This window comes from Rhodobium gokarnense (assembly GCF_025961475.1).
GTDB classification, from domain to species: Bacteria; Pseudomonadota; Alphaproteobacteria; order Rhizobiales; family Rhodobiaceae; genus Rhodobium; species Rhodobium gokarnense.
In genome coordinates, this window is sequence record NZ_JAOQNS010000001.1 from 272,023 (window position 1) to 284,218 (window position 12,196).

The 12,196-nt window shown below is 65.8% G+C and carries 10 protein-coding genes; 5 read left to right on the plus strand and 5 right to left on the minus strand.

What is annotated here, in order from left to right:
• Positions 1-2: 2 nt before the first annotated feature.
• Positions 3-1,469, plus strand: a complete 1,467-nt coding sequence (locus M2319_RS01285) for a mannitol dehydrogenase family protein (protein ID WP_264599619.1) — start codon at positions 3-5, stop codon at positions 1,467-1,469.
• Positions 1,470-1,481: 12 nt separating this feature from the next.
• Here the strand turns inward: M2319_RS01285 and M2319_RS01290 are convergent, their stop codons facing one another.
• The 4 genes from M2319_RS01290 to M2319_RS01305 are packed head-to-tail and all read right to left on the minus strand — an operon-like array spanning position 1,482 to position 6,047.
• Positions 1,482-2,504, minus strand: coding sequence for an ABC transporter ATP-binding protein (locus M2319_RS01290; protein WP_264599620.1), 1,023 nt, complete (start codon positions 2,502-2,504; stop codon positions 1,482-1,484).
• 23 nt (positions 2,505-2,527) lie between these two features.
• Entirely contained in the window at positions 2,528-3,751 is a 1,224-nt protein-coding gene (locus M2319_RS01295) for a carbohydrate ABC transporter permease (protein WP_264599621.1), read from the minus strand.
• Positions 3,751-5,034: a carbohydrate ABC transporter permease gene (locus tag M2319_RS01300; protein WP_264599622.1), complete on the minus strand. Its 1,284-nt coding sequence runs from the start codon at positions 5,032-5,034 to the stop codon at positions 3,751-3,753. The genes M2319_RS01295 and M2319_RS01300 overlap by 1 nt, the downstream gene beginning before the upstream one ends.
• Complete coding sequence (locus M2319_RS01305) at positions 5,031-6,047, minus strand: LacI family DNA-binding transcriptional regulator (RefSeq protein ID WP_264599623.1); 1,017 nt, start codon at positions 6,045-6,047, stop codon at positions 5,031-5,033. Before M2319_RS01305 ends, M2319_RS01300 begins: the two co-directional genes overlap by 4 nt.
• Here M2319_RS01305 and M2319_RS01310 point away from each other — a divergent pair.
• The 4 genes from M2319_RS01310 (at position 6,021) to M2319_RS01325 (ending at position 10,370) form a co-directional block, all read left to right on the plus strand.
• Positions 6,021-6,389: a hypothetical protein gene (locus M2319_RS01310; RefSeq protein ID WP_264599624.1), complete on the plus strand. Its 369-nt coding sequence runs from the start codon at positions 6,021-6,023 to the stop codon at positions 6,387-6,389. The genes M2319_RS01305 and M2319_RS01310 overlap by 27 nt on opposite strands.
• Positions 6,373-8,691, plus strand: a complete 2,319-nt coding sequence (locus M2319_RS01315) for a TIM-barrel domain-containing protein (RefSeq protein WP_264599625.1) — start codon at positions 6,373-6,375, stop codon at positions 8,689-8,691. The genes M2319_RS01310 and M2319_RS01315 overlap by 17 nt, the downstream gene beginning before the upstream one ends.
• On the plus strand, positions 8,688-10,031 hold the full coding sequence (locus M2319_RS01320) for an ABC transporter substrate-binding protein (protein ID WP_264599626.1): 1,344 nt from the start codon (positions 8,688-8,690) through the stop codon (positions 10,029-10,031). Before M2319_RS01315 ends, M2319_RS01320 begins: the two co-directional genes overlap by 4 nt.
• 144 nt (positions 10,032-10,175) lie before the next feature.
• The gene (locus M2319_RS01325) at positions 10,176-10,370 is read left to right on the plus strand and encodes a hypothetical protein (RefSeq protein WP_264599627.1); all 195 of its coding nucleotides are present in this window, start codon (positions 10,176-10,178) and stop codon (positions 10,368-10,370) included.
• A 27-nt stretch (positions 10,371-10,397) separates the two neighbouring features.
• Here M2319_RS01325 and M2319_RS01330 read toward each other — a convergent pair whose 3' ends face one another.
• Positions 10,398-12,167 (minus strand): TRAP transporter permease, encoded by a 1,770-nt coding sequence (locus M2319_RS01330; protein WP_264599628.1) that lies wholly within the window; start codon positions 12,165-12,167, stop codon positions 10,398-10,400.
• Between the last annotated feature and the right edge of the window lie 29 nt (positions 12,168-12,196).

Below are 12,196 nucleotides of genomic sequence, written 5' to 3' on the forward strand. Positions count from 1 at the left end.
CCATGAAACGCCTGTCCAACGCCGTCCTTGGCGATCTGCCGCCGAGCGTCTCTATCCCCGCCTACGACCGGGCTTCGTCGGGCATCGGCATCGTCCATCTCGGCATCGGCGCCTTCCACCGGGCGCACCAGGCCGTCTACACCGACGACGTGCTGGCACGCGACGGCGGCGACTGGGCGATTGCCGGCGTGAGCCTCCGCTCCAAGACCGTGCATGACCAACTCGATCCCCAGGACGGGCTCTTCAGCGTCACGGCGCTCGACGGCGAAGGCCGCGACTGCCGCATCGTCGGTTCGGTCAAGGACGTCATCTTCGCGCCGGACGAGAAGGTGCGGCTGTTCGAGCTGATGGCCGCGCCGTCAACGCGGATCGTCTCGCTGACGGTGACGGAAAAGGGCTATTACCGCGATCCGTCGACCGGCGCACTCCTTGCCGACGATCCGGCGATCCGCGCCGATCTCGCCAGTCCCGACGACCCGGCGACCGCCGTCGGGCTGATCGTCCGGGCTCTGAAGCTGCGGCGCGCGACCGGGACCGAGCCCTTCACCGTGCTGTGCTGCGACAACCTTCCGGCCAATGGCGCTGCGCTGCGCCAGGTCGTCCTCGACTTTGCGCTGCTGCACGATTCCGACCTCGCCGCCTGGATCGAGGAGACCGTGCGGTTTCCGAGCACCATGGTCGACCGCATCGTGCCGGCGACGACGGGGGAGGGATTGGACGACGTCGCAGCGCATCTCGGCTGCCGCGACGAGGGCGCGATCCTCACCGAGCCGTTCAGCCAATGGGTGATCGAGGATGATTTTTCCACGGGCCGGCCGGCCTGGGAGGACGCGGGCGCGATGCTCGTTGCCGATGTGGCGCCGTTCGAGTTCGCAAAGCTCCGGCTCCTCAACGGACCGCATTCCGCCATCGCCTATCTCGGCTATCTCGCCGGCATGGAGTACGTCTCCGACGTCATGGAGAATGCGTCGCTCCGGCGTTTCGTCGATGCCCTGATGCGTGAGGATATCCGCCCGACGGTGACGGCGCCGGAAGGTTTCGACCTCGATGCCTATATCGATGCACTGCAGGCACGGTTTTCGAACCCGTCGCTGCATCACCGCTGTTGGCAGATCGCCATGGACGGCTCGCAAAAACTGCCGCAGCGACTGCTCGGCACCGTCCGCGACCGGCTGAAGGCGGGGGCAAGCGTTGCCCGCTTCGGCCTCGTCGTCGCCGCCTGGATCCGCTACGCCTCCGGCGTCGACCTTGCCGGCAACGCCATCGACGTGCGCGATCCCTTCAGCGAGCGCTTCGCCGAGCGCTTCACGCCGCTGCTGTCGAAGCCTGAAGCGCTCGCCGAGGCGGCGCTTTCCATGACCGGTATTTTCGGGGCGGACCTCGGCGAGAACGCCACGTTCCGCGCGGCGGTGACCGAGGGCATGAAAAAACTCTTTGCCGACGGGGCGATCATCGCGACGGAGCTATGAAGAAATCCGACTTCAGATCGCCTGCTCGTTCGCATCGAACAGGCTGATGCGGTCTTCCCGGAAGCTCAGGCCGATGGTCTCGCCCTCCTTGACCTCGCGGTCCTCGGTGTGGCGGATGGTGACGAGGCCGTGCTCGCCGCAGTCCACATAGACGAGGCTGTCGGCGCCGAGGTATTCGACGAGGTCGACCGTGCCGTCCACATGGCCGGTTCCCGGCTCGGCGACGACGATGTGCTCGGGCCTGACGCCCACGGTCTTCGGGTTTTTCTCTGCCACCGCGTCGATCTTCGCGATGTCGCCGGTCGGGGCGAAGAGGTTCATCTTCGGGCTGCCGAGGAACTGGGCGACGAAGAGGTTGGCCGGCCGGTCGTAGAGCTCGCGCGGGGGGCCGATCTGCTCGATCAGGCCGTCGCGCAGGACGACGATCTTGTCGGCCAGCGTCATCGCCTCGACCTGGTCGTGGGTGACGTAGATGGTGGTGGCTTCCAGCTTCTTGTGCAGCTTGGCGATCTCGATGCGCATTTCCACGCGCAGCGCCGCATCGAGGTTGGAGAGCGGCTCGTCGAACAGGAACGCGGTCGGGTCGCGGACGATCGCCCGGCCGATGGCGACGCGCTGGCGCTGGCCGCCGGAAAGCGCCTTCGGCTTCCTGTCGAGATAGTCGGTGAGCTTCAGGATGGCGGCGACCTCGTCGACGCGTTTGGTGATTTCCGCGGAGGCCATGCCGGCGGTCTTCAGGCTGAAGCCGATATTGGCGCGCACGTCCATGTGCGGGTAGAGCGCGTAGGACTGGAACACCATGGCGAGCGCCCGCTCCGCCGGGGCGGCGCCGGTGACATCCTTGCCGTCGATGAGCACGGAGCCCGAACTGACGTCCTCAAGGCCGGCGATCATCCTCAAAAGCGTGGACTTCCCGCAGCCGGAGGGGCCGACGAAGACGGTGAGTTCGCCATCGGCGATCGTCAGGTCGACGCCCTTGATGACCTCGTGCGGCCCGAACGCCTTGGTGACGTCCCGCAATTCGATCTGGCTCATCGGTTAACTCCAAACAACTGGGATCATCCCTTGACGCCGCCCGCGGCGAGGCCCTGCACCAGGAAGCGCTCGAACCAGAGGAAGAGGACGAGGACGGGAATGGTGGCGATCACCGCGCCGGCCATCAGGTGCTGGCGCGGCACTTCCGACGAATTGAGGCTGACGATGCCGCGCGACAGGGTGAAGAGCGAGGTGTCGTCGAGGAACATGAAGGCGAACAGGAACTCGTTCCAGGCGATCATGAAGACGTAGAGGGAGACGGTGGCCATCGCCGGCATGGCGAGCGGCAGGGTGATCTTTAAAATCACCTGCCAGCGATTGAGGCCGTCCATCAGCCCGGCCTCCTCCAGCTCGAAGGGAAGGCCCTTGAAATAGCCCTGCAGCATGTAGAGCGCGACGGGCACCGTGGTCGCCGGATAGACGATGAGGAGGCCGAGATGGGTGTTCCGGAGCCCGAGCTGGGAGAACACCGCATAGAGCGGGATCACCAGCACGATGGCCGGGACCATGTAGATCATCAGGATGGAGCGCGACAGCGCCTTGCGGCCGCGAAACCTGAGGCGGGCGACGGCATAGGCGCCGGGCACGCAAAAGAGCAACGTGATCGCCACCGTCATCACCGAGACGAAGGCGGTGTTCATCAAGAACGTGCCGAAATCGTAGACGGCAAAGAGCTCGATATAGGACCGGAAGAGGGTCTCGATGCCGGCGCCGAGGTCGATGGAATAGTCGAGCGGGTTGGACATCAGGGACTGCTGGCTCTTCAGGCTGGTCATCAGCATGATGTAGAAGGGCAACAGCACGATGGCGGTGAAGAAGACGTAGCCGAAGCCGATCATCGAGCGGATCAGGTGGGTCTCGAAGAGGCTGCGCGACAGCACGCCCTTCGGCATGCCGGCAAGGCAGGCGCGCACAACAAGGGCGGTGACGAGGCCGAAGACGACGATGATGATGGCGCTCGTTGCCGGCGATCCGGTCAGCGGGGCGCCGAGGGGGGCGTTGCCGTCGAGGGTCACGAGGATGTCGGCGGCGACGACGGCCTGTGCGGCAAAGGACAGCCAGCCCTTTTTCCAGAAGTGATAGACGCCGGCGGCACTAAGCCCGCCGGCGCCGGCCGAGACCAGGTCGACGGAGAGGATCTGGCCGGAAAAGAGGGTCATTGCGACGGCAAGGCAGGTGGCGACGACCCAGCCCCAGAAGATGCCGGTAAGGGCCGTCATGACGAGGGAATGGCGGAGCGCGGCCATCACAATTCCTCCTTCGGCATGATCCTGAAGAACAGCAGCGAGAAGGTCAGCAGCACCATGAAGACGACGACGGCAACGGCGGCGCCGGCGCCGAGATTGGAGATCGCAAAGGCCTGCTCGTAGACGTCGACGACGAGGGTGCGGGTGCCGGAGGCGCCGCCTGTCAGAAGGAAGATGTCGTCGAACTTGTTGAAGGTCCAGATGAAGCGCAACAGGAACAGCACCGACATGATGCCGATGAGCTGTGGGATGGAGATGTAGCGGAAGATCTGGAAGGGGCTCGCGCCGTCGACCCGGGCGGCCTCGAACATCTCGGTGTTGATCGACTGCATGCGGGCAAGGATGAAGAGGAACGACAGCGGGAAATAACGCCAGGCCTCAAAGGCGATGACGGTGGAGAGCGCCACCGGGAAGTCGATGGTGATGCCGAAGAGCCCGATCTCGACGGAGCGGGTGCCGAGGAAGTTGACGGCGCCGTCGAGGACGCCGGCCTCCTTGAGATACGCATTGACCGAGCCGGAGAAGGGATCGAGCAGGATCACCCAGGCAAAGGCGACCGCGATCACCGGGGCGACATAGGGAAAGAGGAAGAGGCCCCTGAGGATGCCGCGGCCACGGAAGTCGCGGTCGAGAAGGAGGGCAGCAAAGAGGCCGAGGATGATTGCCGCGAGCGTGCCGAAGATCGTGTAGACGAAGGTGACGCGCAGCACCGTCCAGAATTCGCGGGCGCTGAACGCCTCGCGGAAGTTTTCCAGCGTGAAGCTGGCGTTGGTGAGGATGTTCTCCGAGTCGCCGGTAGCGGTCGGTTCCCAGGCGTCGGCCTTTTCGGCGGCATCCGGCGGCGCGGCAAAGGCAAACCGGATGCGGATGCGGGTCGCCGGCGGCAGCTCTTCCAGCTTGCAGGTCAGGCGTTCCGGCGTCCTCTCGCAGTTCTCCGGCAGCTCTTCCAGCGTCCAGGCGGGATCGACCCTTGCACCGACGACGACGTTCGTGATGGCGGCTGTCCGCGAGGTGTTGCGCAGGCGCCATTCGGTGGTGAAGCCGGTGTCGGTGGCGCGCACCCGGTCGGAGAGGAGCACGGAGGGCGGCCTGAGGTCGCCGAGGGTCACCGGCTTGAAGGAAATCCAGAAATTGGCGAGGAGCGGGAACAGGACGATGGCCGCGACGATGAAGACGGAGGGAAACAGCATGATCCGGGCAAGGCCGGCCTCGGCCCTTGCGAGCGGGCCTCTTGCTGGCGGGGCCTTGGCGTTGCGGGCGGGTCGGCTGGCTGCATCCGTCATGGCGATGTTCCCTTGAAGGGCGCGGTCGATTTTCGAACGACGAGCGTCATGTCCAGTCGCGTGTTCCGGAGGGCGGAATCGCCCTCGGCAAGCAGCAGTTCGGCGAGCGCCTTGCCGGCGCGGTAACGGTCCGCCGTTGCCGTCGTCAGCGGCGGTGCGAGCACGTCGGACGACGAGATGTCGTCGCAACCAATGATGGATAACCCGGGGCCCACCTCAATGCCAAGCTCGGCGGCAACGGCATAGACGCCGTGGGCCATGTGGTCGGAGGCGCAGACGATGGCGCTCGGGCGATCGTCGAGGCTGAGAAGCTCTCTTGCGGCGGCGCGCGAGGCCTGCGGGCTCGGGTCCGAGTGGCGTACCAGATCGGCATCGAGCGGGCAGCCGGCGGCGGCCATGGCGGCCTCGTAGCCCTGGCGCCGGCGGTGGTGGAGCATGAACTCCTCGGGGCCGTTGAGGAGGGCGATGCGGCGGTGGCCGAGGCCGGTCAGGTGGCGCACCGAGGCCTCGCCGGCGCAGTAATGGTCGATCTCCACATAGCGGTAGTCCTCGTCCGTTTCCGTGCAGCCGAAGGTGACGAAGGGAAAGCCGACGGAATTGAGGTAGGAGACGCGCGGGTCGAAGCGGCGGGTGCGGCTGAGGATCAGCGCATCGACGGCGCCGGAGACGACCTGCGACTTTATGCTCTTCAGCTCGTCCTCCTCGGCGTGGAGCGAGAGGACGTTGAGGTTGAGGCCCTTTTCCTCAAGCACGGTGTCGAGGCCGGTGAGGGTTTCGAGGAGAACGGGGCTGAGGAATTCGCGGTCGTGGCGGGGGGCGACGAAGCCGACCGTTTCCAGCCGCTTCTTGCGCCTGAGGCGGCGACTTGCCGCATTCGGCACATAGCCGAGGCGTTCCGCGGAACGCAGCACCAGTTCGCGCGTCTCCGGCTTGACGTCCTCGTAGCCGTTGAGGGCGCGCGAGACCGTGGAGATGGACAGGCCCAGATGGCGGGCGAATTCGGTGATGTTCACGGGGGCAACGCGGCCGGCAGCGTCAGGCGCCGGCGCGGCGCGGCCGGCAGCCTGGGGCGCCGTGCCTGGTCCGGTGTGCCGACGTTGCGGCGATCCTTCTGGTCATTCCTGCCCTCCCTGACGTCGTTACCCCAGTGCCGTCCGACCGGTCGCGATCCTCTGGCGGCCCGATCCTACCCTTCTGAGGCCCTTGGAGTCGTGGTTTTTGACTTGACTCCAAAAACGTTTTCGGTAATTGTTTCTATCAAATCGAAATCGCTCCGTCAAATTTCATTTTTCCGAGTGATTTCAGATAATAAAAAACAAAAACGTTTTTGGATGCTCGATGCTGAATCAGGTTGAAAACGCCGCGATGCCCAACGAGACGGTGATGATGTCGCGTGCCAGCGACGGCAGTCCGGTCTCGCTGAGGGTGTCGTTTCCGGCGCCTGGCGTTGCCCGCCTGCGCCTGGGGTCGCCGGACGACGTCTCGCCGCTGCCGACCCTCACGCTTCCCGACGAACCGCTTGCCGCGACCAGGCTTTCCGACAACGCCGTCGCCGGCGGGGGCCTGACGGTCACCCTCGATCCGGAAAAATTCGACTTCCGCGTCGCCGACGACAGCGGCCGGGTGCTTCTGTCGACCAGCACCCAGGACATGACCCAGAAGGGGGCGATGCGGGTGGAGCCGGTCGAGGTTGCCGAGGCCTTCACCGCGACCTCGTTCCGGGTCGAGCCGGACGACCATTTCCTCGGCTATGGCGAGAAATTCTGCAATTTCGACAAGCGCGGTCTGACGATCACCTCGTCGAACTCCAATGCCGGCGGCGCCACTTCGGAAGCGGCCTACAAGAACGTGCCGTTCTTCCTGAACACGCGCGGCTACGGCGTCCTCTTCAACACCACGCGCAAGCTGCGCCACGACGTCGGCGAGCCGCGGCTGTCGATCCTGTCCTATCGCGTGGAGGTCGATGCTTCCGAGCTCGATTTCTTCGTCATCGACGGGCCCGATCCGAAGACGATCCTGAAGCGCTATGCGGAGCTGACGGGCTTTGCGCCGGTGCCGCCGCTGTGGACCTTCGGCATCTGGATGTCGCGGTTCTATTTCGAGCGCTGGGAGACGCTGTTCGCCGCGGCCGAGGGCTACCGCTCCCACGACATCCCCTGCGACGTTGCAGCGCCCGACTCCTACTGGATGTACGGAAACCGGCTGTCCGACCTGCAATGGGACGACGACCGCTTTCCCGATCCGGCCGAGAGGCTCGCGGAACTGCGCGCCAAGGGATTCCGCACCAGCCTCTGGCTCTACCCGTACATCTCGGAAAAATCGCCGCTGTTCGAGGAGGCCCAGGCGAAGGGCTATCTGTGCACCTCGCCCGACGGGACGCCGGCGATCGTGCCGACGACCCTGCCTCAGCCCTGCCACGACGAGCCGGGCTTTCGCGGCGTCGGCACGCTGAAGCACGTCTTCAAGCACCCGATCGCGCCTCCCGGAACGCTGATCGACTTCACCAATCCTGAGGCCGTCGCCTGGTATCAGGGGCTCCTCACAGATCGGCTGAAGGAGGGCGTTGCCGTCTTCAAGACCGATTTCGGCGAGGACGTGCCCGACGACGTGCAGTTCCATGACGGGCGCACGGGCCGCGACGTCCACAACATCTATCCGCTCCTGTTCCAAAAGGCCGTCGCCGAGGCGACCGAGCGCTTCACCGGCGACTTCGTCATCTGGGGCCGCTCCGGCTGGGCCGGCGGCCAGGCCTATCCCATCCATTGGGGCGGCGATCCGACAACCTCCTGGCAGGCGATGAGCGCTTCGCTGAAGGCCGGGCTCAGCTACGGGCTTTCCGGCGTGCCGTTCTGGAGCCACGACATCGGCGGCTTTGCCGGCGCACCGCCGTCGGAAGAGCTCTATACCCGCTGGGCCCAGTTCGGGCTCCTCTCCAGCCACTCCCGGTTCCACGGCACGACGCCGCGCGAGCCCTGGGAGTTCGGCGAGCGGGCGTGCGCGATCGTGCGCGATTTCGCCAAATTCCGGATGCGGCTGCTGCCCTATCTCCACCATCTGGCAACGGTTGCCCACGAGGAGGGGCTGCCGGTGATCCGCGCGCTCCATCTGGAGTTCCCGGACGATCCGGGCGCGCGGCTCATCGACGGCCAGTACATGCTCGGCGATGCGCTCCTCGTCTCGCCGGTGTTCAATGCGGCGGGCGATGTGGAATACTATCTGCCGCGCGGCTCCCGCTGGCTGGATCTGCGCTCAGGCCGCTGGTGCGGGGGCGGCCAATGGGTTTCGGAGAAAGGTCTCGACCTTGCCAATATGCCGCTGTTCCTCCGCGACGGGGCCATGGTGCCTCTGGTGGAGCCGGCGGCTTGCACGGACGAGACCGACTTTTCGACCCTTGCCCTGCTGGTCACGCCGGAAGCGTCCGGAGCGTTGACCTTCTCGCTGCCGGACGGGACGTCGGTTGAGGTGGCGTTCCGCCGGGACGACACTGGCTGGCAGGGCCGCGTTTCGGGTGTGGCCGGGATCAGGCTCTTGATCGCGGGCGGCCCGGAACCGGCGACCGCGACGCTCTGCGAAGGAGACTGGCAGGCGGTCGATGCCCGACCGGAAGAAATCAATCTGAGCGCCTACGCGTTTAGCAAAGCAGGAGGAAGTCCATGAAAAACATGCTCAAGATGGGCATTTCGGCAATCGCCCTGACCGTCTTTACGTCCGGTGCGCTGGCCGAGAACATCGTCTACTGGACCCAGGAGGTCCAGCCGAAGCGGATGGAGATCCAGCGCGCCGTCGCCGATGCCTTCACCAAGAAGACCGGCCACACCGTGGAGATCGTCCCGGTCGAGGAGAACGAGCTCGGCCCGCGGGCGACCGCGGCCTATGCCGCCGGCGACCTGCCGGACGTCATCATGATGCCGATCGGCGACGTGCTTCCCTGGGCCGAAGAGGGCATCCTCGACATCGACACCAACAACGACGTCGTGGAAGACCTCGGCCGCGGCACCTTTTCCGAAGGCGTCCTCGGCATGACGGAGAGCGACGGGGTTGCCGCCGCGGTGCCGTTCTCGGCCTGGCCCTATATCACCATCTACCGCAAGAGCCGGTTCGAGGAGCTGGGCCTGAAGCAGCCGACCTCGTTCGAAACCGTGCTTGCTGCCGCCAAGGCGCTCGACAACCCGCCGAAGGTGCATGGCTTTGCCGTCGCCACCAAGGTCGACGAAGGCTTCATGAGCCAGACCCTGGAGCAGCTCTTCCTCGCCAACGGCGTCAGCCCCGTCAAGGAAGACGGCACGGTCGACTTCGACCGGGAAAAGACCAAGGAAGTGCTCGACTTCTACAAGGAGCTCAAGTCGATGAGCCCGGAGGGCGAGCTCTACTGGAAGCAGACCCGCGAGACCTATTTCAACGGCTCGGTGGAATTCACCTTCTGGTCGCCGTTCATCCTCGATGAGATGGCGGGCCTGCGCGATGCCGCCCCGGTCGCCATCAACGACGATCCGACGACGCGGGCGCTCTCCGACGACACCGAGGTGCTGACCGGCCTTGCCGGCCCGTCCAACCCGGAGGGGGCGACCTGGGTCGAGCTCACCGTCTTCGGCATCACCACCGACGCCAAGACCGATGCGGCGATGGAATTCGTCAAGTTCATGATGTCGGACGGCTACATGGACATGCTGTCGATCGCGCCGGAGGGCTTCTTCCCCGTGCGCACCGGCTCGGCGGAAGGCAAGTCCGACTATGTGGACGGCTGGGCCGGGCTTGAGGTCGGCGTCGACCGCCGCGCCCCGCTCGGTGAGCTCTATCCGGCCGAGACGATCCAGGCGATGGTCGACGGCCTTTCGGTCGGCACCCGCTGGGGCGTCGCCGAAGGCCAGCTTTCGCTCGCCTCCAAGATCATCAACTCCGGTCTCGTCAACCGGCTGGTCCGCGAATATGCCGACGGCGTGCGCGATGCCGACGCCACCGTCGATCTCCTCAATGAGGAAGCTTCCGCCATCAAATAAAAATAAATCCTCCAGCATTTCTTGGGGGCGTCCGTTCGCGGGCGCCCCTTTTTACTTGCGGCGGCATTCGAAATAAAAACGGGGAACGATTGGCGTTGCGCCGCGTTACTTCCATTGTCTTGAACGACATCAAGGAGTCGCCCAATGACCGAATTGAAGGAACGTGACGCCAAGCAGGGACGCAGCGGCCACCGCGCCCTGATCATCCTCGTTGCCGGACTGGCGCTCGCCGTCATCGTCGCAGCGGGACTGATGTTCTCCATGGACAGCATCGTCGACGAAGCGGCGGTGACGAACCCTGACGCCACGACCCCGGTCACCGAGGGCAACGGGGTCTAGACCCGGGGCGTCTCCCGACGCCAGTCCTCAGATGAAAAGCAGCACCGCGCCGACGGCGACGAGGCCGACCCTCTGCCACCACACCCGCGGCGCGATGATGCCGAAGGAGATGGCGGAGAGCGCGACGCCGATCTTGACGGCGGCGAGGATCGCCATGAAAGGCGCCGCTGCAAAGCCGATGAGCGCCGGGTTGGCGATCATGCCGAGCGGGATCAGATAGAGCCCGACGCCGAGAAGCATGGCGCGCCCGGCGACCTTCAGCCAGTCCTCCCCGACCATTCCCGCCGCAATGAAGACCGCGCCGCAGACCGGCGGCGTGATGGTCGACAGCAGTGCGAACCAGAACACGAAGAGATGCGCCTGCAGCGGCTCCAGCCCCAGTTCCTGCAGTGCCGGCCCGGCGACGGACACGCAGATGACGTAGGCCGCCGTTGTCGGCACCTCCATGCCGAGGATCAGGCAGGCGAGCGCCGTCAGGAGCAGGGCCGGCCACAGCATGTCGCTGGACGCCGAGAGGATCAGCGACGTGATCTTGACGCCGAGGCCGGTCTGGCCGAGGACGCCGATGACGATGCTGGCGCACAGGATAATCGAAGCGACGACCGCCACCTGCTTGCCGGTGTTGAGCGCGACCTCTTCCAGCCGCGCGACGGTGCGCGGGACCGAGAGCGTCAGCCTTGCGTCGAAGAACAGCATGACGAAGGCGGCCAGGATGGCGACGCTTGCCGCGTATTGCGGCGTGTAGTCGCCGATGAACATGCGTTCCAGGAGGACGAAGAAGGGGACGGCGAAGAACGCGGTGGTGATCAGCACGGTCTTCGGCGCCGGCCGGTCGGCCTCCGACAGGCCGGGCAGCTCGTGGCGCTGTGCGAAGGCGTTGATGCCGACCCAGACGGCGAGGAAGTACAGGATCGCCGGCAGGAAGGCGGCGGCGATGATGCCGGTATAGGGCGTGCCGGTGAGTTCCACCATGACGAAGGCGCCGGCGCCCATCAGCGGTGGCATGATCTGGCCGCCGGAGGACGCGACCGCTTCGACCGCACCGGCGAGTGCCGGCGGATAGCCGAGGCGCTTCATGGCCGGCAGGGTGACGGCGCCTGTGGAGGCGACATTGGCCGAGGCAGAGCCGGAGATCGAGCCGAAGAGGGCGGAGGACAGCACCGAGACTTTCGCGGCGCCTCCCGTCAGGCGACCGGCCGCGGCAGCGGCCAAGTTCATAAAACCCTGGCCGGCCTCGCCGGCATTCAGCACGGCGCCCATGATGATGAAGACGGCGACGATGTTGACCGAGATGCCGGTGAGGCTGCCCCAGACGCCGCCCTCCGCAATGGTCAGCGTGCCGAGGAAGCTGGCGACGGGAAGGCCGGGATGGCCGAATTCGCCGGGCAGATACTGGCCGAGGAGGCCGTAGGCAAGGGCAAGCGCCGCGACCAGCGGCAGCGGCCAGCCGATGGCCCGGCGCGCCATCTCAAGCACCACCAGCAGCAGCACCGAGGCGATGGCGATCTGGTAGGTGCCGTAGAGCGAGCCGTACTGGTCGCCGAGGCTTTCCTGATTGACGACGATCCAGGCGCAGCAGAAGAGGCCGGCGGCGAGGAACACGCTGCCGGTGATGCGGCTTGCCATCCCCTTGGCCGCGAACAGGAACACGAAGGGCAGGGCCAGCATCATGTGGATGGGCCGCGCGATCAGGTTCGGGGCGAGGCCGTAGAAGATGAGGCCGAGATGGAAGGCAATGGATGCCGCCCCGAGGGCCGCAAAGAAAATGCGGCTCCGGAGCGTCAGGGAATGGATCACGTTTGGGTACTCTTAACGGCGGGCGCGGA

Bases quoted from the DNA above. Each gene is read 5' to 3' on its own strand.
- M2319_RS01310 (WP_264599624.1), top strand. From the start codon at position 6,021: ATGGCGGGCGAATTCGGTGATGTTCACGGGGGCAACGCGGCCGGCAGC.
- M2319_RS01320 (WP_264599626.1), top strand. From the start codon at position 8,688: ATGAAAAACATGCTCAAGATGGGCATTTCGGCAATCGCCCTGACCGTC.
- M2319_RS01290 (WP_264599620.1), bottom strand. From the start codon at position 2,504: ATGAGCCAGATCGAATTGCGGGACGTCACCAAGGCGTTCGGGCCGCAC.
- M2319_RS01300 (WP_264599622.1), bottom strand. From the start codon at position 5,034: ATGACGGATGCAGCCAGCCGACCCGCCCGCAACGCCAAGGCCCCGCCA.
- M2319_RS01295 (WP_264599621.1), bottom strand. From the start codon at position 3,751: ATGGCCGCGCTCCGCCATTCCCTCGTCATGACGGCCCTTACCGGCATC.
- M2319_RS01325 (WP_264599627.1), top strand. From the start codon at position 10,176: ATGACCGAATTGAAGGAACGTGACGCCAAGCAGGGACGCAGCGGCCAC.
- M2319_RS01285 (WP_264599619.1), top strand. From the start codon at position 3: ATGAAACGCCTGTCCAACGCCGTCCTTGGCGATCTGCCGCCGAGCGTC.
- M2319_RS01315 (WP_264599625.1), top strand. From the start codon at position 6,373: ATGCTGAATCAGGTTGAAAACGCCGCGATGCCCAACGAGACGGTGATG.